17 protein-coding genes and 1 pseudogene are annotated in these 21,118 nt (G+C 45.9%); 9 read left to right on the plus strand and 9 right to left on the minus strand.

The window, feature by feature from the left end:
• The first annotated feature begins 7 nt into the window (after window positions 1-7).
• From ICN48_RS01555 to ICN48_RS01565, 3 genes are all read left to right on the plus strand, one after another.
• Complete coding sequence (locus ICN48_RS01555; RefSeq protein ID WP_216151994.1) at window positions 8-364, plus strand: YcfL family protein; 357 nt, start codon at window positions 8-10, stop codon at window positions 362-364.
• 76 nt (window positions 365-440) lie between these two features.
• On the plus strand, window positions 441-1,025 hold the full coding sequence (gene lpoB / locus ICN48_RS01560; RefSeq protein ID WP_370624119.1) for a penicillin-binding protein activator LpoB: 585 nt from the start codon (window positions 441-443) through the stop codon (window positions 1,023-1,025).
• Window positions 1,026-1,060: 35 nt separating this feature from the next.
• The gene (locus ICN48_RS01565) at window positions 1,061-2,104 is read left to right on the plus strand and encodes a hypothetical protein (protein ID WP_216151996.1); all 1,044 of its coding nucleotides are present in this window, start codon (window positions 1,061-1,063) and stop codon (window positions 2,102-2,104) included.
• 23 nt (window positions 2,105-2,127) lie between these two features.
• On the opposite strand, the pseudogene ICN48_RS01570 reads toward ICN48_RS01565, so the two are convergent.
• From ICN48_RS01570 to trxA, 5 genes and pseudogenes are all read right to left on the minus strand, one after another.
• Window positions 2,128-3,518, minus strand: a pseudogene (locus ICN48_RS01570) (MATE family efflux transporter).
• Between the two features lie 3 nt (window positions 3,519-3,521).
• Window positions 3,522-5,240, minus strand: coding sequence for a glycosyltransferase family 39 protein (locus ICN48_RS01575; RefSeq protein WP_216151997.1), 1,719 nt, complete (start codon window positions 5,238-5,240; stop codon window positions 3,522-3,524).
• An 89-nt stretch (window positions 5,241-5,329) separates the two neighbouring features.
• A complete protein-coding gene (locus ICN48_RS01580; RefSeq protein WP_215293968.1) occupies window positions 5,330-5,677 on the minus strand; it encodes a type B 50S ribosomal protein L31 in 348 nt (115 codons plus the stop codon).
• A 200-nt stretch (window positions 5,678-5,877) separates the two neighbouring features.
• Complete coding sequence (rho, locus tag ICN48_RS01585; RefSeq protein WP_216151998.1) at window positions 5,878-7,140, minus strand: transcription termination factor Rho; 1,263 nt, start codon at window positions 7,138-7,140, stop codon at window positions 5,878-5,880.
• 253 nt (window positions 7,141-7,393) lie between these two features.
• Window positions 7,394-7,720, minus strand: coding sequence for a thioredoxin TrxA (gene trxA, locus ICN48_RS01590; RefSeq protein WP_216151999.1), 327 nt, complete (start codon window positions 7,718-7,720; stop codon window positions 7,394-7,396).
• Window positions 7,721-7,830: 110 nt separating this feature from the next.
• Here trxA and ICN48_RS01595 point away from each other — a divergent pair, with 110 nt between their 5' ends.
• Both ICN48_RS01595 and ICN48_RS01600 read left to right on the plus strand, forming a co-directional pair.
• Window positions 7,831-10,806, plus strand: coding sequence for a PD-(D/E)XK nuclease family protein (locus ICN48_RS01595; RefSeq protein ID WP_216152000.1), 2,976 nt, complete (start codon window positions 7,831-7,833; stop codon window positions 10,804-10,806).
• Window positions 10,803-14,339 carry a UvrD-helicase domain-containing protein gene (locus tag ICN48_RS01600; RefSeq protein ID WP_370624120.1) on the plus strand — a complete coding sequence of 1,179 codons (3,537 nt, stop codon included), beginning with the start codon at window positions 10,803-10,805 and terminating at the stop codon, window positions 14,337-14,339. The genes ICN48_RS01595 and ICN48_RS01600 overlap by 4 nt, the downstream gene beginning before the upstream one ends.
• A 4-nt stretch (window positions 14,340-14,343) precedes the next feature.
• On the opposite strand, the gene ICN48_RS01605 is transcribed toward ICN48_RS01600, so the two are convergent.
• Both ICN48_RS01605 and ICN48_RS01610 read right to left on the minus strand, forming a co-directional pair.
• Window positions 14,344-14,691, minus strand: coding sequence for a BrnA antitoxin family protein (locus tag ICN48_RS01605; protein ID WP_216152001.1), 348 nt, complete (start codon window positions 14,689-14,691; stop codon window positions 14,344-14,346).
• Window positions 14,672-14,944: a BrnT family toxin gene (locus ICN48_RS01610; protein WP_216152002.1), complete on the minus strand. Its 273-nt coding sequence runs from the start codon at window positions 14,942-14,944 to the stop codon at window positions 14,672-14,674. Before ICN48_RS01610 ends, ICN48_RS01605 begins: the two co-directional genes overlap by 20 nt.
• Window positions 14,945-15,160: 216 nt before the next feature.
• Between ICN48_RS01610 and ICN48_RS01615 the strand changes: the two genes are divergently transcribed.
• Window positions 15,161-15,982, plus strand: coding sequence for a tol-pal system YbgF family protein (locus ICN48_RS01615; protein WP_255539410.1), 822 nt, complete (start codon window positions 15,161-15,163; stop codon window positions 15,980-15,982).
• A gap of 28 nt (window positions 15,983-16,010) precedes the next feature.
• A complete protein-coding gene (locus tag ICN48_RS01620) occupies window positions 16,011-16,514 on the plus strand; it encodes a DUF1993 family protein (RefSeq protein WP_216152003.1) in 504 nt (167 codons plus the stop codon).
• A gap of 207 nt (window positions 16,515-16,721) precedes the next feature.
• Here ICN48_RS01620 and ICN48_RS01625 read toward each other — a convergent pair whose 3' ends face one another.
• The gene (locus ICN48_RS01625) at window positions 16,722-17,684 is read right to left on the minus strand and encodes a tripartite tricarboxylate transporter substrate binding protein (RefSeq protein WP_216152004.1); all 963 of its coding nucleotides are present in this window, start codon (window positions 17,682-17,684) and stop codon (window positions 16,722-16,724) included.
• A complete protein-coding gene (locus ICN48_RS01630; protein WP_216152005.1) occupies window positions 17,681-18,748 on the minus strand; it encodes a tartrate dehydrogenase in 1,068 nt (355 codons plus the stop codon). The genes ICN48_RS01625 and ICN48_RS01630 overlap by 4 nt, the downstream gene beginning before the upstream one ends.
• Before the next feature lie 229 nt (window positions 18,749-18,977).
• Here ICN48_RS01630 and ICN48_RS01635 point away from each other — a divergent pair, with 229 nt between their 5' ends.
• Together ICN48_RS01635 and ICN48_RS01640 are read left to right on the plus strand one after the other, a co-directional pair.
• Window positions 18,978-19,478, plus strand: coding sequence for a LexA family transcriptional regulator (locus tag ICN48_RS01635; protein WP_216152006.1), 501 nt, complete (start codon window positions 18,978-18,980; stop codon window positions 19,476-19,478).
• Window position 19,479: 1 nt separating this feature from the next.
• The gene (locus ICN48_RS01640; protein ID WP_216152007.1) at window positions 19,480-20,796 is read left to right on the plus strand and encodes a Y-family DNA polymerase; all 1,317 of its coding nucleotides are present in this window, start codon (window positions 19,480-19,482) and stop codon (window positions 20,794-20,796) included.
• Window positions 20,797-21,118 lie beyond the last annotated feature (322 nt).

A 21,118-nucleotide genomic window follows, 5' to 3' on the forward strand; every position in this document is an offset into this window, starting at 1 on the left:
TATCTAGATGAAAAAATACTTTGCAATCCTAATGACCGCACTTGCTCTAGCAGCGTGCAGCTCAACCCCATCCATGAAAGAGATGACAGTGCGTATGGGTGATACGGATAGCATTCAAATTACAGATATGCGAAGTCTAGTACGCAATGGTGTGCTGACTGCGCAAGTGACTATTCAAAATGACAGTAAATCGAATCTTGTTTCTTATCGATTCAAGTGGATTGGTAAAAACGGTATGACTGTTACGGATGAAGAGGCATGGAAGCCTGTAACAGCAGGGAAGGGGCAGTCGACCGTTATTATGGGTATTGCCCCAACCCCAGATGCTACTGACTTTCGCTTTGAGTTAAATCAATACAAATAAAAATCTAATAGAAAAATTAGACAAAATAAAGCAACCATTCAATATTAAAAAGATATTAGATGTATTAAGGATGATCATGAACACTAAAACTATTCGCTTATCTGCTCTCGTTATATCTATAGCGGCCCTTACAGCTTGCTCTGGCCCACAAGTTCGTTATGGGGATGCTAAAGCTGTTGAGACCGTGAATGCCAACTATGGATCTACGGATCTGCAGATGATTGCCGAGTCAATGACAAGATCACTATTGCAATCAAAAGCGATTTCTGGAAGTAAGGATGCACCTATTGTGACGCTGGCAGATGTTAAGAACAAGACTTCTGAATATATCGATACACGCGTCATTACCGATAAGATTCGTACGCAACTGATGAAGAGTGGCCAAGTGCGATTTGCGGTCAGCATTACTGAAATGCAAAATCAAACTGATGAGCTGAAGAGACAGAACCAATCGGGACTGTACAAGAATAGTACGATTGCCAAGACTGGCAATATGCAAGGTGCGCAATATCGCATCGAGGGGTCGATTGCATCCATTGTGAAGAACACCAAGGATGTTAAAGATGTGTATTACGTCTTTAACTTAAACCTCATCAATAATGAATCTGGTTTACTCGAGTGGGCTGATGAAAAAGAGATTCGTAAGACTGCCACACGTTGATACGTCACTGATCACCATAAAGAATTGAGCAATACATGAAAAAAACCTTATTAGCTTGCACTGGTGTTGGTCTGATCTTCCTGAGTGGCTGCGCTACTAAGCCGCCTGCACCAGCAGAATCTGTAATGGTGGGTCAAGCGCCAGCAGATCCACCGAAGAATCCCGTGATTAGTGCAGAAGCGCTCAAGGCAGACTCCAAATCAATCGCTGTAACAGATATCTACTTCAAAAAAGAAGGTAAGAACTTAACCTACATTGAAGAGACAAGGGTAACGACGGATAACAGTATCTCTTCAACGATTACACCTAAGACAATTGAGATTGATGCCGACAAAGCTAACTCATCTGCTATTACTGGTGGTGCGAATTCATCTGCGTTTCCAGTGAAGTTCACTGATTTATCCGATCCAAAGGCAACCAGCCCTGGCACAGCCATACCCCCTACGCCCTTAGCGGATGCAACAACGCCAAGTAATAGCACTTCAAGTGCCAATACCCAAAGCATGAAGAAGTCGGGCTATCAAAGTAATAATGAGTATGGTGAGTTGCGCTATCTAGCCAACCCGATTCGTGGCTTGCTCATTAAGTCTGGTTATAAGGTAGTGCAGGCTAAATCTACTCCTGCAGTTCCCAATCAAGGTGATGAGTACTTTGATATCGTGAAGCGTATTAAGGCTGGCGATTTTGGTGATGCCGATTATGTGTTGTATGGTGTTTTAGCTGAAATCTCTAGTGTTGATAATGTCGCTGATATTCCCGGAACAAAATCTACCTCGCAACAAGTAACTCTCGAAGTAACAGTGGACTTTAATATCGTCGATACCAAAACCACTCAAATCGTTGCCTCCTTTGTGGCATCAGGGGAGGGTAAGGATGTCCAAATTGATGGCAGAGATACGGCGCATAAGCCGAGCATGGCAAAGCTGATGAAGTTGGCTTCTTTAGATTTAGCAGAAGATGTTCGTAAGTACTTAGCTGATCAAAACTTTATTACTAACAATCCTGGTTCGGCAGGGCAGATGCGTAATCTCAAAAGACGCCTAGATGACGATGCATCTACTTTGAAGGTATACAAGTAGCCGAAACTAATAAGTAGTTTGGATTAAACCTCTACTGGCGGATGCGTTTTCTCATAGCGCTCCGCCGTTCTTCTAAAGAGGTAGAGCAAGAAGCAAGCAGCCAAGCCCAAACTCAAGCTATTGCCAGCCCAAAAGCCATTGGCGCCTTGTAAGAATGCAGGTGTATTACCCAATACATTAAAGCCCATTAGGTAGCCACCACCAAGGCCTACGCCCCAGAGTGAGCCGGCATAAATTACCATAGGTAAAAACGCAATACGATAGGCCCGCAGAATAAATGCTGCGGTAACTTGAAGAGCATCAAATACTTGATAGAAGGCTATAAATAAGAAGAGGGGAACAGAGAACACCTTCACCTCTGCTGGTGGATCGTATAAGTCTAGCAACTGAATTCTAAATATCCAGACGGCAATACCGATGCTGATACAAAGCGTAGTGGTAAACAAGACGGATGACCAACCAATCTCTTCGGCACGCTCAGGTTTATTGGCGCCAATCGATTGGGATACCAGTGTCATCGTTGCGATGGAAAGTGATAGTGGCACCATATAAATGACGGTCCCCATATTGGCCACAATTTGATGTCCAGCTAATGCGGTAGTTCCAAGACGAGCAATAAACAAAGACATAAAAGTGAAAGAAGTCACTTCAATCAAATAGCTAAAGCCAATCGGAGCACCTAGTTTGAGCAATGTCCAAATGCGATGCCAATCCGGCAGGCTAAAGCGGGCAAAGATCTTAAATGGTCTGTAAAAGCGATCAAATAAAACAAATCCAAGAGTCATGAGTAGCCAGACCAGTTAATGATGACGGTAGCCACAGCGCATCCTGGGCCGCCCATGCCCTCAATTCCTAAGCCACCATAAATGAATAGCAGATTTAACGGTAGCTTTAGGGCAAGACCAATGATTTGAATCACTGTAATTACCGTAGGGCGCGAGACAGCGTTATGTAGCGCCATCAATACGCGCATTGCCATGCTAGCTGGCAGGCCGATTGCTAAGATATTGAGATATAGCTTCGCTTTGCCTTCGATAGCATCATTCACTTGTGAGATGGCTAGCAAGTGATCAGCGTTAAGTAAAACAAAACAGCCCAACACGGTCAGCCCTAAAGCAAGCCAGGTTGCTTGTCGAACTTCTTCACCAATTTCTCCAAAGCGCTTGGCGCCAAAGAGTTGACCGGCGATTGGTGCGAGAGCTGAGATGACTCCAGTTAAGCCAACGTAAATGCTAATGAAGATGGCTGAAGCCATGGCAAGCGCAGCAAGATCATCAGCCGAATAACGTGCAGTCATAGCAGTATCTAGTACACCAAAAGCAATGACAGCAAGCTGACCAACCAATAAAGGGCCGGCTAGTTTTAGTAAGGAGGGAATATCCTCGCGTAGACGCGCTAATTTAAAGTGCAGCACGATTTATTCTGGGATGACTTCGTAAAGTCGCAGGCGCTCATCACGGTCAGCTGCGCGACGGTCTTCCCATAGTAGGGTGAGTTTTTTATTGTTTAGTTGTGCGTATGTTTTTGCTTCTGATTGGCTGTGGGTCAGCATCCATGGGCAATTAGGATCATCGCGAAAATTGAGTTTAGAGAAGTATTCAAAAGAGGCTAGTTGTGCAAAACCGAGGTTGCTGGTATTAATACAGCCGCCACCTGACGGAACCACTTGAGCCAAACGTGCAGAAACTTGACGATAGGTTTTGGCAAAGTTAATGGTTGGTAACCACAGAGTCATCAGTAGAACCCACATCAATGTGGTGCCTGACGCTGAGATGATGAGACAGCGCCAAATTTCCTTAGGGGCGTGCGAAGTTCTCCAGCGTACTACCGCCAACCATATGCCAGTAATTGCGAGAGCAATTACAAATGCTAATGCATTAAATTGACTTTCGAATCCTGGTAGCAAACGTGCAATATTGGCTGCAGTAGTCTCTGGATAGCCTGTCACCTTTGCTAACCAAACAATCCAAATAGCCAAGGCAATCAGCGTAAAGCTGAACATCGCAAACCAATCAATAAAGCTAATCACGCTGCGCTTTAGAACTGGTAAGCTAAATGCGGCAATGATAGAAAGACTTGGAATCAAGATCATCAAGTCATGTTCATTCGCCTCTAAGCGGAACAGTACATAAATGAAGCTGCCAATAAATAGACTTAATGGGATGGCTAGATGTGGAGCGCGCCATGCGCCCGCTTCCTTAACGCGACCCCAATGGGCTAGTGAAACAATCGCGAGAGGCCAGACTGGCCAAGCATATGCCCAAAAGTTCACGCTTAAGAAACTTAGTGATTCGATTGATGGGGTGGTGCGCATTTCTGGCATATTGCGCCAGCCTTCTTCAGCAATGTGTCGCCACTGCACAGGTAGATCGGATAGATACCAAATAAGAGGCCAAATCGCAAAACCAATTAAACCTAGAACAGTGCTTGTCAGTGTCCAACGAAAGCGTAACTTGGCATTGCTAGCGATCACGGCAATGATGGTGGAGGTCACGACGATTAAGCTGAGTGTGAGATTAGAGGATAGCGCTACGATAGCGATGCCAAGACCAGTCCATAAGCCGCCTTGCCAAGGTTTATCCAAGCCGCGAACAGTGCCGTACAGGACGATACTGATACCCATTAGCTGCGCCATCATGGGAGTGGTTTCATGGGCACGCTGTGCAAGACCCACGCATGCCAAAAAGATCAGTAGCGCACCATCAGCTAGGGTCATGCCGTAACTCTTTAGGTCGGGCTGACCGCCAACAGCTAATGCCATTGGCTGAACTTCACGACGACGTCCTAATAAATAGGTTGCGTACCAAATTGCCAGTGCGGCAGCGAAGAAGCAAATAGCCGCATATAAACGCGCAGCATTAGCAGCCCCAATAAATGGGCCAAACCATTTAATCAATGTGGCACCCATCCAATATGGCAGGGGCGTACCAAGTGAGATGTCGCGGCCAGCTAGGTGCGGAACAATCCAGTCAATCGAGTTACCGCGAAAGAGGGCCCACATGCCACCAAAGCCAATCGCATCTTCGTTCTTCCAGGGGTCGCGAAAGAAGAGGCCAGCAAAACCATAAATCAAGGTCAACGCAAAAATAACAATGCGCGGAATGGATTTAGTGGCGGCGGCAGTAAGTTTGACCATGGGTGAAGTTAAAAATAAAAAAGGCAGCAAACGCTGCCTTGATTATCTCGCAGAGCAGGTATTTAACATACCCCGCGAATAGAGGTGGGTTAAGCCTTCTTCTTAGCTGGCTTTTCAGCAGCTTTAGCTTCTGCAGCAGCAGCTTTTTTCTCAGCTGTTTTAGCAGCGCCGTCACCGGTAGCTTTAGCAACAGCTTTAGTGCCGAATTTCTGACGGAATTTCTCAACACGACCAGCGGTATCCATAATTTTCTGGGTACCAGTGTAGAAAGGGTGTGATTCAGATGAAGTCTCGATCTTGGCTAATGGATATTCATTGCCATCTTCCCACTTGATTTTCTCTTTAGTGGACATAGTGGAGCGAGTCTTGAAGCTGAAGTTATTGGAAACGTCTACAAAGACGATTTCGCGATATTCGGGGTGAATGCCAGGTTTCATGTTGAGTCCTATGAGCGGGTAGCCGTTTTAGCCAAATTGACTGAAATACTTTCCCAGGTTTTAAAAGCAGCCACAGATGTAGCAAAAGCGAAATTATGCCATGAAATCAACAGCAAAGCGCTGTTTAGGTGTGCAAAAGGGGCTAAAAAGCCCCCATTTGCAGTAAATCCCTATTTAGATACCCTTTAAGGGCGGCTAAATTAGCCTCCGCGACGCATTAAGTCGAAGAATTCACCATTGTTTTTGGTGGATTTGAGCTTATCTACGATGAAGTTCATCGCCTCGATATCGTCCATATCTGCCAGCAATTTACGCAATACCCAGATCTTCTGGAGATTCTCAGCTTTAACCAAGAGCTCTTCACGGCGGGTACCAGACTTATTGAGGTTAATAGATGGGTAAACACGACGTTCAGCTAAGCGACGCTCTAGGTGAACTTCCATATTGCCAGTGCCTTTGAACTCTTCATAGATGAGGTCATCCATACGGCTACCGGTTTCAATCAATGCAGTAGCGATGATGGTTAATGAACCACCTTCTTCAATATTACGAGCAGCACCGAAGAAACGTTTTGGACGCTGCAATGCATTGGCATCCACACCACCAGAGAGTACTTTGCCTGATGAAGGAACAACTGTGTTGTATGCGCGAGCAAGGCGAGTAATCGAGTCAAGCAAGATGATCACATCTTTACCCATTTCAACTAAGCGTTTGGCTTTTTCAATCACCATCTCAGCAACTTGAACGTGACGCACTGCTGGCTCATCAAAGGTAGAGGCAACCACTTCACCGCGAACGGAACGTTGCATCTCAGTTACTTCTTCAGGACGCTCGTCAACGAGCAGTACGATCAAAATCGCTTCAGGATTATTGGCTGCAATTGCATGAGCAATGTGCTGCATCATCACGGTCTTACCAGATTTTGGTGAAGCTACGATCAAGCCGCGTTGGCCGTAACCAATCGGGGAGATCATGTCGATGATGCGGCCAGTAAGGTTCTCTTCGGCCTTGATATCACGCTCTAAGCTGATTACACGATTTGGGTGTAACGGCGTTAAGTTCTCGAACATGATGCGGTTCTTAAGAGCTTCTGGCGTTAAACCGTTGATCTTGTCTACTTTGACCAATGCAAAGTAACGCTCGCCATCTTTAGGGGTACGTACTTCACCTTCAACGCTATCACCGGTATGTAAGTTAAAGCGACGGATCTGCGCAGGAGAAATATAAATATCGTCAGGGGAAGCCATGTAAGAGGCCTCAGGAGAGCGCAAGAAACCAAAGCCGTCAGGCAATACTTCCAAAGTGCCATCGCCGAAAACAGTTTCACCAGCCTTCGCACGTTTTTTCAGAATGGCAAACATCAATTCTTGTTTGCGCATCCGTTGAGTGTTTTCAATCTCCAAGCTAGCCGCCATTTCGAGCAGGGCGGATACGTGGAGGACTTTGAGTTCAGTTAATTGCATGTGGTTCTCGGGTGTTGATAAATATAAATTTGAATGGGGATTGTGTTTTGGGGTATCGCTGCGCTGATTTAGATCAAGCAGATATGGGAAAACAGAATTTTGGAATTTGCTAAAAGAAGGGGGATGTAAATTGCTGAAAATCGGGGCACTGATTAGTGCGTTTGGGTAATACTACACCAAAAAAGGGGTGTGACAAGCGTTTAAAGCGGTAAAAACCACAGGCTCAGCTGGTGAACCTGTGATCTGAGACTATTTACAGATGACTATCAATAAATGCAGTCAACTGGGATTTGGCCAAAGCGCCTACTTTTTGAGCAGCCACGGTGCCATTTTTGAAGAGGATCAAGGTAGGAATGCCGCGAATATTGAACTGGGCAGGAACGCCTTGGTTCTCATCTACGTTCATTTTTGCGATCTGGATCTTGTCTCCATACTCCCCAGCGAGATCTTCCAGGATCGGACCAATCATTTTGCAAGGACCGCACCACTCAGCCCAGAAATCGAGCAGAACAGGTTTATCGGACTTGAGGACGTCTTGTTCGAAAGAGGCGTCAGTTACATATTTAATGCCGGCACTCATGAAAATTCCTTATTTAGACTTATTTAGTGAGTTATTTAATTATGTCGTTACAACGCTTATATTAGCAATAAGCGGAACGTTCTGCTCAAAATAGATAAATTACCCAATTAATGCCCCAGCCGTTCCCCATTCTTTCTGACCAAAAGCAGCCACAGGCTTGGGCAATTACGCCCAATAGCCAAGCGCTTACCCAATTGGCTAAAGGTATTTGGGATTGTGCAGTGCAAACCAATCAGCGTCCTTTAGTAGTGCTAAGCACAGCGGGACCACTCATTGGGGTGAGAGCAGCTCTTGAACTAAACCGTCCAAAAGATCTTGCCAACACCATCGCATTCTTACCTCAAGTTATCAGTTTTACGGATTGGCTGGAAGCTGCACCAGGCGCATGGAAGTTTCCGAAGAAGCAAAGTGATTTGGAAAGATGGTTAGGTGTCTATGCCACGTTGCGTAAACATAAAGGTTTGCAGGTATGGTTTAAGGCGGAGACTGAGTCTGGCGCATGGGGTTTGGCCCAAGCGATTGTGAAGGCGTGTGACACCTTATCAACCGCAGTGAGTCCACAGCTGCAAAAACAGATTCATGAATTCATTCAACACAATGAAAACCAAGCAAGCAATCTTGGTGAGCTTTGCCTTAGTGAGGCACAAGCATTATTAGATAGCACGGTTGCTAAAGTCTACTCAGGAATGGCTCGCAAGGTAGTTGATCAAGAGACTAAGGTCTTACTCGAGTTTTGGCGCTATACCGCAAGCATGAGTGATCCAGCCTTTCGTAATCAGTTTGCAATAGCCGCTCATCTCGATGCAAGTAAGAGTGCAAATCCAGCAAGGCCATTGATGTGGGTGGAGACGGCTGATCCAACACCAATAGACCAAGAAATCATTGGTGCACTGCTGAATGAGTATGCCCAGTACGCACCAGTAATAGAGGTAAAGATGGATTGGCATGACGTAGGATTATGGCCTGAGTCTATTGGGGCTGAAGACCGTGAACAAGCAAGCACTCAAGCATTAGAAAATATAAAATGCGCTCAAAGTAAAGGCTGGCGACTTATTGCCGCAAAACGTTTTGAAGAATTAGCCTGGGCTGCTGCTAAAACAATTGAGCAACATCTCATTGACGGTAAAACCAATTTGGCACTAGTTGCGCAAGATCGTTTGGTGGCAAGAAGGGCGCGTGCACTACTTTCACGCTTGGGACCGTCACTCAATATCCGTGATGAAACCGGTTGGAAGTTATCTACTACGCGTGCCGCTGCCGCGCTCAATAGTTGGTTGGAGCTTATTAAGGCACCCAAGGATGGTCCGAGCGCGAAGACCTTGCTCGAGTTTTTGCAAAACCCATTTTTAGATCTTGGCGAGATTCTGAATCGAGATGCAGAAGCCTGCGTTGGACTGATTGCAGAGCTCGAAGATATTTTGGTTGGCAGCAAAGCAGAATCTGGCTGGAAAACCTTTCATCTAGCCATTGAGGGCGCGCAAGCGAATGCGGCAAAAACCTCTGGCGTGATGCCAAGCGCAGCATTATTTGAGTTATTGCAGTTTGCTCGAGAGCGTCATCATGAGTGGCTGACTCTTAAGGTTGATTGCAATACGGCCTATCAGCTGTTGCAGGCTAATCTCCAAGCGACTGGCATGGATCAGAGTCTTGAAAAAGACTCGGCAGGCAAGCAATTGCTAGAGGTGCTAAAGACATTTGATTTGAGTAAGACGCAATACCAACAAACCTCTATTCGTTTGAGTGAGTGGCTTAGTTTGCTGAAAACAGTTATTGAAGGCGCGAGCTATCAAGAGGCTGGTAAAGAGGTCAAAGCCACACTGAGCATTTTGCCTTTAAGCTCAACACGTATGCGTGACTTTGAAGCGGTGGTTGTTGTAGGTTGCGATGAGCAGCAGTTGCCAGCTTATTCAGAGCCACCATTATTTTTCTCAGATGCGCTCAACCAGTTATTGAAGACCTCTACGATAGCGATGCAGTTTGTGCAGCAGGCTAGAGATCTTTCGCAATTGCTAGTGTCATGTCCCAGTGTTGATTTGCTCTGGCAAAGCAAAAGCAATAATGGAGAACCACTCAGACCATCGGCATGGATACAGCGTTTGCAAAATCTAGTTAAGTGGGAAGCCATTCCAGCTCAATTGAAAAAACGTGCTTTTGAACCGATGCCCATGGAGATGGCGGTTGCGCATTTTGAAGAAGATCTGCCGATGCCGCCATCAATGAGCCCTAGTGCCTATAAGGCTCTGCGAGATTGCCCATATCGTTACTACGTGCGCAGTCTATTAGGCTTACGCAAGAACAAAGAGTTTGATGAAGGCTTTGATGCCTCGTTAGCGGGGCAAACCTTACACAAACTGCTGAAGCGTTTCTATCAAGCACTTAAAACTCACGAACATACCAATCCGTCAATTAAGGACGATGCAAATCAGAGACGCGCCTGGATGGAGAAAAACTTAAGCATGTATTCAGAGCAAGAGTTTGCCGCTTTGATTGAGGGTGACGCTAGAGTTATGGGCGCATTAAGGGATTGGCAAAAACAAATTCCCAGTTTTGTAGAGTGGCAATTGCAACGTGAGCTAGTAGGTTGGCAATACTATGATGGTGAGATAAAAGTTGGCTTTAATCTGCCATTTAAGGATGCCGATGGCAATCTAAAAATGATTCGTATTGAAGGTTTTGCTGATCGCTATGATGTCAATATGGATAACAGCAAGATTGCTTCAGTGATTGATTACAAAAATCAACGCTTTGAGAGAGTCAAAGTAAGGGCGGAACATATCTTGGATGATCCTCAGCTCTTGATCTATGCCAGGGCTGCCAATGAAGGCCAGGAAAGCCATAAGTTAACGGGGCATCAAGTTACGCAAGCTGAATGGGTGGCCTTAAAGGCCGACATCTCTAAGGGCGAGCAAAAGGCTGCACGCAGCCAAGAGGTAGCCAATATGCCAGCAATAATGCGGCAGTTCAACCAGCAAATAACAGAAGATGTAGAGCAACTCTGGGCTAAAAAGCCAATGCAAGCATTTGCACCTGAAGGAGTCTGCCAATACTGCGAAGCAAGAGGTATTTGCAGGAAGGGGATTTGGTGAGTGATCACATGAGTGCGTTCCCAAGCAAACAAGCTTACTCAGAAAAGCTGGCCTGTGATCCGCAGTGCTCAGTGATTGTTTCTGCTTGCGCAGGAAGCGGCAAGACATGGCTGCTAGTTGCACGGCTGGTACGGCTGTTGCTCGACGATGTGAAGCCACAAGAAATCCTCGCGCTAACGTTTACGCGAAAAGCAGCGCAAGAAATGCGTGACCGACTATATGGATTGCTGGAACAATTTTCTAAAAGTGATGATGCCTCTTTGATCAAGGAACTCACCGCTAGAGGAATGGAAAAAGAGCAGGCTGAAAAGTGCCTGCCCAAAGCTAAAGCGCTGTATGAGCAAGTGCTTGCAAACCCACAGCCGATTGTGATCGATACCTTTCATGGCTGGTTTGGAAGGTTACTTGGCGCGGCCCCGGTATCACTTGGCATTCAGCCGGGGTTCAAGTTGCGTGAAGATGCTAAGAGACTCCAAGAGGAGTGTCTTGATGATTGGTGGGGTGATCTCACGCCAGAGCTCAAGGCGCATTACGACGTCTTGCTCAAATATTTAGGCTCTCACGAGACGCAAAAACTCTTAATGGGTAAAGGTAGTCTCTTTAAGCAAAGAGGCGCATGGACTTTCTTTGCTAAGAAATGCCATCAAACTGGCGTTACTCCAATTGAGCAACTAAAGCAATCTCTGCATAAACTCAATATGCCAAACCCATTACTGGCTACGTGGAATGCGCCTAATGCATTAGCTGACCTCGAGTTTTTGGAGTATTGCTTTAAAAATAGCAGTACCAATGATCAAAAGCTATTGGCTAATTTAATGCCGGCCCTAGCCTGTAAAAAGGGTAGCGGCAACGTGATGGATGTTGCCAAGAGTTTGCAAGATGTCTTTTTGACGAAAAGCCCTGTGAAGTACCGCAGTGGTAACGATACGATTTTGAATGTTTTGGAAACCTTCTTAAATAATGAAGGTAAAGCAGATCGCATAAGTGATTACATTGTCATCAAGCAAAACTGGGGCCACACCTTTGAGGAATACCTTCTCTGGCAGGCAGAGCAGGAAGTCTTTTCGATTAATGAAGCCTGGTTTGCCTTGAATCAATCCATGATGGCGCACGCCAACGCCCAAAAAGAGAATATGCGCGTACGTGATTTTGACGATTTAGAGGTTGGCGTTAGCTTATTGATGGGTGAGCCTGAGCACGCAGCCTATCTTCAATCGCGCCTTGATGCAAAGTACAAACAAATTTTGGTGGATGAGTTCCAAGATACCAACCCATTGCAGTGGCAAATTCTGCGAGCTTGGTTAGCGGGCTATAGCGAAGGTGATGAACGGCCAAAAGTTTTTATCGTAGGCGATCCAAAGCAATCAATTTATCGCTTTCGCCGTGCCGATCCTCGATTGTTTGTAAGTGCAGCGCAGTTTTTACATCAACGTCATGATGCTGCTTACATTGAGCAGGATAAAACGCGCCGTAACGCCCCCGAAATCAACAGCGCTGTTAATAGAATCTTTCAGGGTGAGCAAGTACCTCCTGACTACCCGTATTCAGAGCAGCAAACGCTGTGGTCCACCCCAGATGAGAGTAAGCCTGCCGACGCTTATGCTGGGCAAGGCGAGATTTACTTGCTGCCATTGATTGCTTATGCAGAGCAGACGCAGGAATTGCGAGAGGGCAGTGCATTTGATGGGGCGATTGCTGATTCAAGTGAAACGGTTGGAGTAATTCAGCGTCAGCATGAGGGTGAGTTGGTTGCACGCCTGATTAAAGAAGTTATTGCTACACGCAAGGTCGCTGATAAAGAAGGCGCTAAGGAAATTTGGCGTGAGGCTAGAGCAAGTGATTTCCTGTTGCTAGTAAAGTGTCGTAAATACTTACCTCAATATGAAAGAGCCCTGCGTGATGTAAAGCTTGCTTACGAAAGTCCACGCCTTGGTGGCTTACTCAATACTCTTGAGGTCGACGATCTAATTGCCTTGCTTACTATATTGCTAACGCCTCGGCATGATTTACCGTTAGCTCAGGCTCTCAGAAGCCCCATTTTTGGTTTTGCAGAAAAACAAATGCAGCAATTGGCTATAGCAATGACTTCTGGTCAATACCGTTCTTGGTGGGATGCATTGCAAGATAGTCAGGATGCAAAGCTACAAGGAGCTGCGCGTTATCTCCAGCATTGGCGCCTATTGGGCGAGCGCTTGCCAGTTCATGACCTGCTTGATCGCATTTATCAAGAAGGTGATGTGCGACTTAAATATGCCGCAGTCTGTCAGGAGTTGGACCGTCCACAGGTATTGGCGAACTTAGATGCATTCCTAGAGGTCGCACTCAATCAAGATGGCGGTCAATACCCAAGCTTGAGTCGTTTTATTCAGGAGATGAATACCAAACGCCGCGGTGATGATGATGAAACACCCGATGAAGGTGATGTCGATGCGGCTAGTGATGACAACTTGGTTGAAGTAGATGAAGAGAGCGAGATGTCAGAGGAGGATCGCCATAAGCGCGTGCGCCTGATGACAATTCATGGCGCTAAAGGGCTGGAATCGCCATTTGTCATCATACTCGATGCGAACAATACTGACACTAATGTCGACTACAGCGGCGTCTTAATTGATTGGGTGCCTCAAGAAGAGAGTCCATCCCATTTATCCCTGTTTACCTCTAAAACATTAACTACCCCCCGCGCCGAAATCAATGAGGCTGAGAAGCAAATCGGTGAAAAAGAAAACTGGAACCTACTTTACGTCGCCATGACTCGTGCACGTCAAGGTCTATGGATTAGTGGTGATGCCCAAAAGCCTACTACCAATAATCCCAGTGGCTTGGATAAAGCTTCTTGGTATGGCAAGGCGAGCAAAGCTGAGTTGTCTGTGTATCAGGTAGGTGAGCAAGTAGTGGCTAAGGAGGAGTTTGAGGCCATCAAACCTGCGCAAGAAAACGCAGTTGAGGATTTTGTCTTGGACTGGGACTCTGCGCAAGAAAGTCATGCGCAAATGCTGTCTGACATCGAGAGCGGTGTGACGGTTGAAGTATTTGCCGGTGAAGATGAGAAAGTAGGCAATCCCGATCCAGAAATCCTAGAAGAGGGCACAAACTTCCATAAGTTACTCGAGTTCCTCACTCCAGACTCTAGTAATGAAGCAAAGCCACCTATGCCAAGCGAGCAAGAGCTCATGAATTGGCTAGGGGTAGATGAGGAGCATGCAAAAACGCTGATCGCTCGCACAAAAACAGTACTAGAGGCTCCCGAACTTAAGCGCTATCTTGCCTCAGGTGAATGGCTACAAGCGTGGAATGAACTAGATATCGCTAGCAAGGATGGCAAGAGCTATCGCATGGATCGCTTGGTGGAGTTTGGCGACCATTTGGCCATCATCGATTACAAGCTCACCATCCCGGAGATGGGTAGCGAGAAATATGAAAAGTACCGTAAGCAATTACAGGGCTACCAAGCTGAACTCACACGCATCAGAACAGATAAACCAAACAAGGCTTACTTGATTTCGTCTAAGGGCGAGATAGTCGAAGTAAGGTAAATCCTTAAGCTGCGGCCTTGAATTTGTTGGTCATTAAAGTGCCTTTACTCAACTTCTTTTCAACAGTAGATATTGATTTGGATTCTCTTTTCACTTCACCAAGCACTTGGTTGATAAATGTTTGCCAACCTTCACCTTTAGATTTATAAAAATCTAAAACATCCTTATCAATCCTTAGGGTAACTTGTTCTTTAATTCCGCTACCCGCAGGTCTTCCCCTGCCGCGAACGACTCTGTGTTTAATCGCATTCCACTCTTCTTCCGTGATAGGCGGGTTATCGGGGTCAGATAAGGCGGCCTTAGTAATTGCGGCATCCTCTTCGACACTCAGTCTAATTAGCTTCTTCTTCATAGATTTTCATCTCACGGTTATTTGCTTTTCTTAAACTAATAATTCTCATCGCTATTTTTGACTCTACATAAATCACGCAATACAGGCGTTCATTCATTAACACCAAAGCAATCCGTCTTTCTTCACCGTAATCCTTTCTTTCATCGATCCAGCTAAAGGCTGTATCCCAATCAAGTATCTTTGCATCTGAGAGCGGAAGGCCATGTTTTGCGAGGTTTGAATCATTTTTTGCCGAATCATAAGTGAATTTCATCGGGAATATTGTAGTTACGTTAAATCATAGCATTAATGAATTAATATAACTACAAAAATTATGGGAATTTCAATCTAAAGAAGAGGGTAGCAAGGAGTGTGAAGGGGGTGTTCATGCCCTTGAATTTCCCGTAAAAGCCCCCATATGGATGATGAATAGCAAAAATGCCTAAACTGGCGATAATAAAATTCGCAGCAAAACATTTCACGGGGAGTCATGATGAAAATGGGTAATTTACTCAAGTTGTTTGTTGGTGTATTCGCAAGCGCGCTATTACTAACGAGTCATCTTGCTTTTGCAGAAGCTACTTTGCCCGAGGTCTATCAAGCAATTGAATCTGGGCAATTGGCAAAAGCGGATGCCATGATGCAAGAGGTCTTGAAAAATCATCCTAATAGCGGCAAGGCACATTACATGGCTTCTGAGCTTTACCTCAAAGAAGGTAAGTTAGATGCTGCAAGAAGCGCTTTTGTACAAGCAGAAAATCTGGCGCCAGGTTTACCATTTGCTCAACCTGATTCTGTACAAAGGCTCCAAGCGCAATTACGTGCAGGTACAGCACCGGGCAACGTTAATACTAATGCGGGTGCAAGTTCCATCTTTACTAGCCCAGTTTTTTGGATCTTGATTGCTATCTTGGTTGCGGGCGTAATCTTCTTTATGAGGAAGCGCCAGCAGCCAGTGGAGGTTTATAACGCGCCGACTGCAAATGGACCATATCCAGGGGCACCAGGAGCGCCTGGCACCTATCCGCCTGGTTACCCAGGCGCACCAGCATCTGGTATGGGCGGTGGTTTAATGGGTAGCTTAGCGACTGGTGCAGCACTCGGTGCTAGTATGGTTGCTGGTGAAGCTTTGGCAAGTCATTTAATGGGCGGTAATCAACGCCCAAATCCAAACCTCAATAACGACTTTAACCAAGTAGGCGGTCAAGCACCAGATGCTGCCAACTTTGGCGTCAATGATGCAAGCTCTTGGGATGATGGTGGTTCGAGCTCTTGGGATGATGGCGGTGGTGATTTTATGAGCGACGTGTAAGAATAACTAAGAAGGTGGAGAGAGCACTATGACAATTTCAATGTATCAAGCATCAATTCCGCAACTCACAAAGATGCTTACCAATCTTTCGAATATCCTCAAAAAGGGTGAAGAGTTTGCAAGCGCTAAGGGCCTTGATAGTAAAACGTTGGTAGAGGGTCGTCTTGCTCCAGATATGTTTCCACTATCCAAGCAAGTTCAAATTGCTTGTGATCAAGTGAAAAATGGCATGGCGCGCCTGGCTGGTGTTGAGCCACTTAAATTTGAGGATAACGAAACTACTTTTCCCCAGTTACAAGACCGCATTGCTCAAACCATTGCTTTTGCCAACAGTCTCAAACCAGAGCAAATTGATGGCACGGAAGCAAAAGAAATTAAGTTCTCAATTAAAGAGTGGAACTTTGAGTTTGTTGGCGAGCAATATCTGCTGACCTGGATCATCCCAAACTTCTATTTCCATGTGACTACTGCTTATGACATCCTGCGCCATAACGGGGTAGAGGTTGGTAAGTCCGATTACCTAGGTGGCTAAATAGCCCTTACAATATAGTCATGGAATATTTTTCACAAATCATTAATGAAGTAAATCCGTGGCTTTATCGCGCTAGCATTTACTTATCTAATGCTTTTCTGGATGATCCCGCGATTCTGGCATTTGCTTTTTGCTAATACAGAAAGCAAGCGTCCAATAAAAAACCACCGAATATGCGGTGGTTTTTTATTTAAGGAAGTTAAAGCCTTACTTAATCATCCCAGCGTTCTTTGCATCATCCATAGCTTGAGCTGTTTTCTCTTTCATAAATGCGGGCATCTTTGCCAGAGGAACATCCACAATCACAAAGCCAGCATCTTCTAGCTTCTTCTTAGTTTCAGGATCGGCATTGAGTTTCGCAAAGTAGTCAGACATTTTTTGCTGGAGCACCAGTGGAGTGCCTTTTGGTACAGCAACACCGCGATACGCACCATCCACCCAGTTCAGACCAAGCTCTTTAAAAATTGGCACGTCTGGTAAGGCGGGATTGCGTTTCTCAGTAGCAATTGCTAGCGTGCGTACTTTCCCTTTTTGCTGAATAGCCAAAGGTAGATAACCCATCGCGCCATCAACGTGCATGCCAATTAAGGCAGTAATCAAATCACCTGTGCCTTTAAAGGGAACGTAAGTAATTTTGACGCCAGCCAGTTTATTGAGGCGCTCGACTGCCATGTGGTTAGCTGAGAACTGTGCGGATCCAGCAAGCGTCATCTTGCCGGGATCTTTTTTGGCGGCCGCAATAAATTCTTGATAGGTCTTGTAAGGACTATCTGCAGACACCATCAAAGCATCAGGGGTGAAGTGGTAGTAGTAGATCGCATTAATGTCTTCCGTCTTGTACTGAATGCCCTCTTGTAGCGGCTGCAAGATGGTGTGGGGGATATTTACACCCACTACCGTTGTGCCGTCGGCAGGGTAGGTATTCAGAGTGCTCCATACCAGCGCGCCACCGGCGCCAGCGCGGTTCATCACTACCATCGGTTGCTTAAATTTCTTAGCGGAGATGTCGGCTTGATAGCGCGCCACTAAATCAGACTCGCCAGCAGCGGGGAAGGGGATGATGTACTGAATGGTTCTATCGGGGAAAGGTTGAGCATACGCGCCGGATAACAAGCCAAGTGAGACCAGGCCAATACTCAGAAATCTACTTAGTAATTTAAACAGCTTCATTTAGAGATCTCCTCAATGACTGCATTAGTAACATCACTCATCATCGCTGTGCCGCCTAAATCACGAGTGTGTAGTTTTGGATTGGCTGTCACTTTTTCGATGGCTGCCATCAACTTTGCGCCAAGGGCTTTCTCACCCAGGAAATCGAGCATCATGACTGCTGACCAGAAGGTGCCAATCGGGTTAGCAAGGCCTTTACCCATAATGTCAAAAGCGGAACCATGAATCGGTTCGAACATCGATGGATAGCGGCGCTCTGGATCCAGATTGGCAGTGGGTGCAATACCCAGGCTACCAGCCAAGGCAGCTGCTAAATCGCTCAGGACATCGGCATGTAAGTTCGTTGCAACAATGGTGTCTAAAGATTCGGGGCGGTTGACCATGCGTGCAGTAGCAGCATCAACTAATTCTTTATCCCAAGTCACATCCGGAAAGTCTTTAGCAACAATATTAGCAATCTCGTCCCACATCACCATGCCATGGCGCTGCGCATTGGATTTGGTAATTACGGTGAGGTGCTTGCGAGGGCGTGACTGCGCTAACTTAAAGGCGAAGCGCTGTACGCGCTCCACTCCAACGCGAGTCATGATGCTCATATCAGAAGCAACCTCAATAGGGTGACCTTGATGGGCCCTACCACCTACACCGGAGTACTCACCTTCAGAGTTCTCACGTACGATCACCCAGTCAAGTTGACCTGGTTTGCAATTACGTAGTGGCGTTTCAATGCCAGGAAGAATGCGAGTAGGGCGTACGTTTGCGTATTGATCAAAGCCCTGACAAATTTTGAGGCGCAAGCCCCACAGAGTAATGTGATCCGGAATCTTGGGGTCGCCAGCAGAGCCAAACAAGATAGCGTCTTTGGAGCGTAAAGGCTCAAGACCATCCTCGGGCATCATGATGCCGTGCTTGCGGTAGTAATCACCACCCCAATCAAAGTGCTCAAATTCAAAAGCGACTTCAGGATGTTTTTTGCTTAAGGCATTCAATACCTTTTCGCACTCTGGAATAACTTCTTTACCAATGCCGTCGCCTGGGACGGACGCAATCTGATACGTCTTCATGTGTCCCCTACTGTTCTTTTTATATGAGCTATTTCAGGGATAACTTCCTGAATAACTTCTAGGACCATTATGCAATTCCTAGGCCCTAATACAACCATGGGGTACTCGGGGTTTATGGCTAGAGAAAGAGGGGTGAGAGGGGGTGGGAGGGTATTCATAGCCCCAAAACAACAAAAATAGCCTTATTTCTGTGGTTTTTATATATACTGTATAAACATACAGTATATTAATGGCTATGACACAAGTAATAAACCCCGCAAAAGTAACCCTGAGCCAGGCACCACAAGCCTTGGCAGGCCATTTTGCCGCCTATGAGCTCAAGCTCCTAAGTCACCGGATGTCAGCTGGATTCCCTAGTCCAGCAGCAGATTACGCCGAAGACGGCCTCGATCTGAACCATTACCTGGTCCAAAACAAGCCGGCCACCTTCATGTTTACCGTGAAGGGGGATTCCATGCTGGGCGCCGGAATTTGTGATGGCGATAAGGTCGTCGTTGATAAAGCTCATAAGCCAAAACATAAAGACATTGTGGTTGCCGTTGTAGATAGCGAGTACACCATCAAGCGCCTTTATCAGTTGCGCGGTCGTATTGAGCTCCAACCAGAAAACCCAAACTATCAGCCTATTACCTTTAACGAAGGCAGCGAGTTACAAATCTGGGGTGTAGTGGTTGGAGTGGTTCGTAAGTACAGCAATGCTAGCGGCAGATACAACAAAGAGGGGAAGTGAGATGAACTCCAATTCACAAACTACATCAACTCCACTCTTCGCACTTGTAGATGTAAACAACTTTTATGTTTCTTGTGAGCGCGTATTTCAGCCTAAGTTAGAAGAAGTGCCGATGGTGGTGCTATCCAATAACGATGGCTGTGCTGTAGCGCGTAGTGCTGAAGTTAAAGCGCTTGGCGTGAAGATGGGAACACCTTGGTTTCAGATGAAGGATCTCGCTAAGAAGCATGGCATTCAGGCTTACTCATCTAATTACACCTTGTATGGCGACATGAGCAGTCGTGTAGTTCAGGTGCTGAGAGCATTCACGCCAAACCTAGAGGTTTACAGCATCGACGAGAGCTTCTTGCAAATCGAGGCTGTCTTAAAACAGTATCAAGACACAATTGAATTAGGTCAAAAGATTAAACAGGAAGTGAAAGATACCACTGGCTTGCCAGTCTGTATAGGCATTGGCGCTAGCAAGACCTTGGCTAAACTGGCTAATCACTTGGCCAAGAAGCACAAGCAGTTCGTTGGCGTGTGTGATGTCAATGCCATGGCAAAAGAAGAGCTCTATCAGTGGATGAGCGAGACTGAGGTAGGCGAGGTCTGGGGTGTTGGTAAGCAAATCGCCAAGAAACTCAAAGCTCAAAATATTATGAGCGTATTTGATCTTTTGCAAGCTTCGCCGCAAGCCATGCGTCAACAGTTTGGCGTAGTGATGGAGCGCCTCTGTTATGAACTGCGTGGCACATCTTGCTTGCAACTAGAAGAAGTAGCGCCAGCCAAACAACAAATTATTGCCTCACGCAGTTTTGGTAAGTTAGTGACTAGCCAGGTAGAGCTTGCAGAATCGGTTGCCACTCACGTAGCGCGTGCAGCTCAAAAACTCAGAACCCAAAATAGCACTACGGGCGCGCTCACCGTATTTATTCAGACCAATCCGTTTAAGCAAAACGAACCACAGTATCACCAAAGCGTCACGATTCCTTTGGCGGACCCGACGGATAACACGCTGACCTTAACTAATGCAGCGCTAGCAGGTCTCAAGCAAATCTATCAAGCAAACTTCCGTTACAAGAAAGCAGGCGTCATCCTCAATCTGATTAGCGATAAGCCAACAGCTCAGCAATCCTTGTTTGAGGATATCGAGACTAAAGGTAAGTCTGCTCATTTGATGAAAGCGGTAGATGAGATCAACACGCGCTTTGGCAATGCATTCATCAGATCTGCAGCCGCAGGAACCAATCACTCTAAAGAAGAGTGGCAGATGAGATCAAACAATCGGTCGCCGAACTACACCACGAGGTGGGATGAGTTGCCCATAGCACGTTAAAAAATATGAAATTTTCAAACAAAAAACCACCATTTTTTACTAGCTCATTTCATGAGCTTTTGGCTCAGTATTCTGAATTTTTAGTAGCAATTAACACGTAAAGGAAGAAAAAATGGACCTATTGAATAACTTTAACGGCATCTCATTAGCAATAATTATGGTGCTGTCCTATTGCGCAGTGCTAAAAAACACCAAGCGTCATGAAAGTGCCATAAATCAGGGATTAAATCACAGATCCCAGTAGTACATAAGTTTAAAAAAATGTTGTAGCAGGTTTTTTTGGGGGGAATAAGGAAATCACGGACTCCTTATTCCCTAATTC

It is taken from the genome of Polynucleobacter sp. JS-Safj-400b-B2 (assembly GCF_018881975.1).
Taxonomy (GTDB): domain Bacteria; phylum Pseudomonadota; class Gammaproteobacteria; order Burkholderiales; family Burkholderiaceae; genus Polynucleobacter.

Excerpts from the sequence above, each read along its gene's own strand:
- lpoB (WP_370624119.1), top strand. The coding sequence starts at position 441 with ATGAACACTAAAACTATTCGCTTATCTGCTCTCGTTATATCTATAGCG.
- ICN48_RS01635 (WP_216152006.1), top strand. The coding sequence starts at position 18,978 with ATGGCTATGACACAAGTAATAAACCCCGCAAAAGTAACCCTGAGCCAG.
- trxA (WP_216151999.1), bottom strand. The coding sequence starts at position 7,720 with ATGAGTGCCGGCATTAAATATGTAACTGACGCCTCTTTCGAACAAGAC.
- ICN48_RS01640 (WP_216152007.1), top strand. The coding sequence starts at position 19,480 with ATGAACTCCAATTCACAAACTACATCAACTCCACTCTTCGCACTTGTA.
- ICN48_RS01565 (WP_216151996.1), top strand. The coding sequence starts at position 1,061 with ATGAAAAAAACCTTATTAGCTTGCACTGGTGTTGGTCTGATCTTCCTG.
- ICN48_RS01555 (WP_216151994.1), top strand. The coding sequence starts at position 8 with ATGAAAAAATACTTTGCAATCCTAATGACCGCACTTGCTCTAGCAGCG.
- rho (WP_216151998.1), bottom strand. The coding sequence starts at position 7,140 with ATGCAATTAACTGAACTCAAAGTCCTCCACGTATCCGCCCTGCTCGAA.
- ICN48_RS01580 (WP_215293968.1), bottom strand. The coding sequence starts at position 5,677 with ATGAAACCTGGCATTCACCCCGAATATCGCGAAATCGTCTTTGTAGAC.
- ICN48_RS01575 (WP_216151997.1), bottom strand. The coding sequence starts at position 5,240 with ATGGTCAAACTTACTGCCGCCGCCACTAAATCCATTCCGCGCATTGTT.
- ICN48_RS01630 (WP_216152005.1), bottom strand. The coding sequence starts at position 18,748 with ATGAAGACGTATCAGATTGCGTCCGTCCCAGGCGACGGCATTGGTAAA.
- ICN48_RS01625 (WP_216152004.1), bottom strand. The coding sequence starts at position 17,684 with ATGAAGCTGTTTAAATTACTAAGTAGATTTCTGAGTATTGGCCTGGTC.
- ICN48_RS01620 (WP_216152003.1), top strand. The coding sequence starts at position 16,011 with ATGACAATTTCAATGTATCAAGCATCAATTCCGCAACTCACAAAGATG.
- ICN48_RS01605 (WP_216152001.1), bottom strand. The coding sequence starts at position 14,691 with ATGAAGAAGAAGCTAATTAGACTGAGTGTCGAAGAGGATGCCGCAATT.
- ICN48_RS01615 (WP_255539410.1), top strand. The coding sequence starts at position 15,161 with ATGATGAAAATGGGTAATTTACTCAAGTTGTTTGTTGGTGTATTCGCA.
- ICN48_RS01595 (WP_216152000.1), top strand. The coding sequence starts at position 7,831 with ATGCCCCAGCCGTTCCCCATTCTTTCTGACCAAAAGCAGCCACAGGCT.
- ICN48_RS01610 (WP_216152002.1), bottom strand. The coding sequence starts at position 14,944 with ATGAAATTCACTTATGATTCGGCAAAAAATGATTCAAACCTCGCAAAA.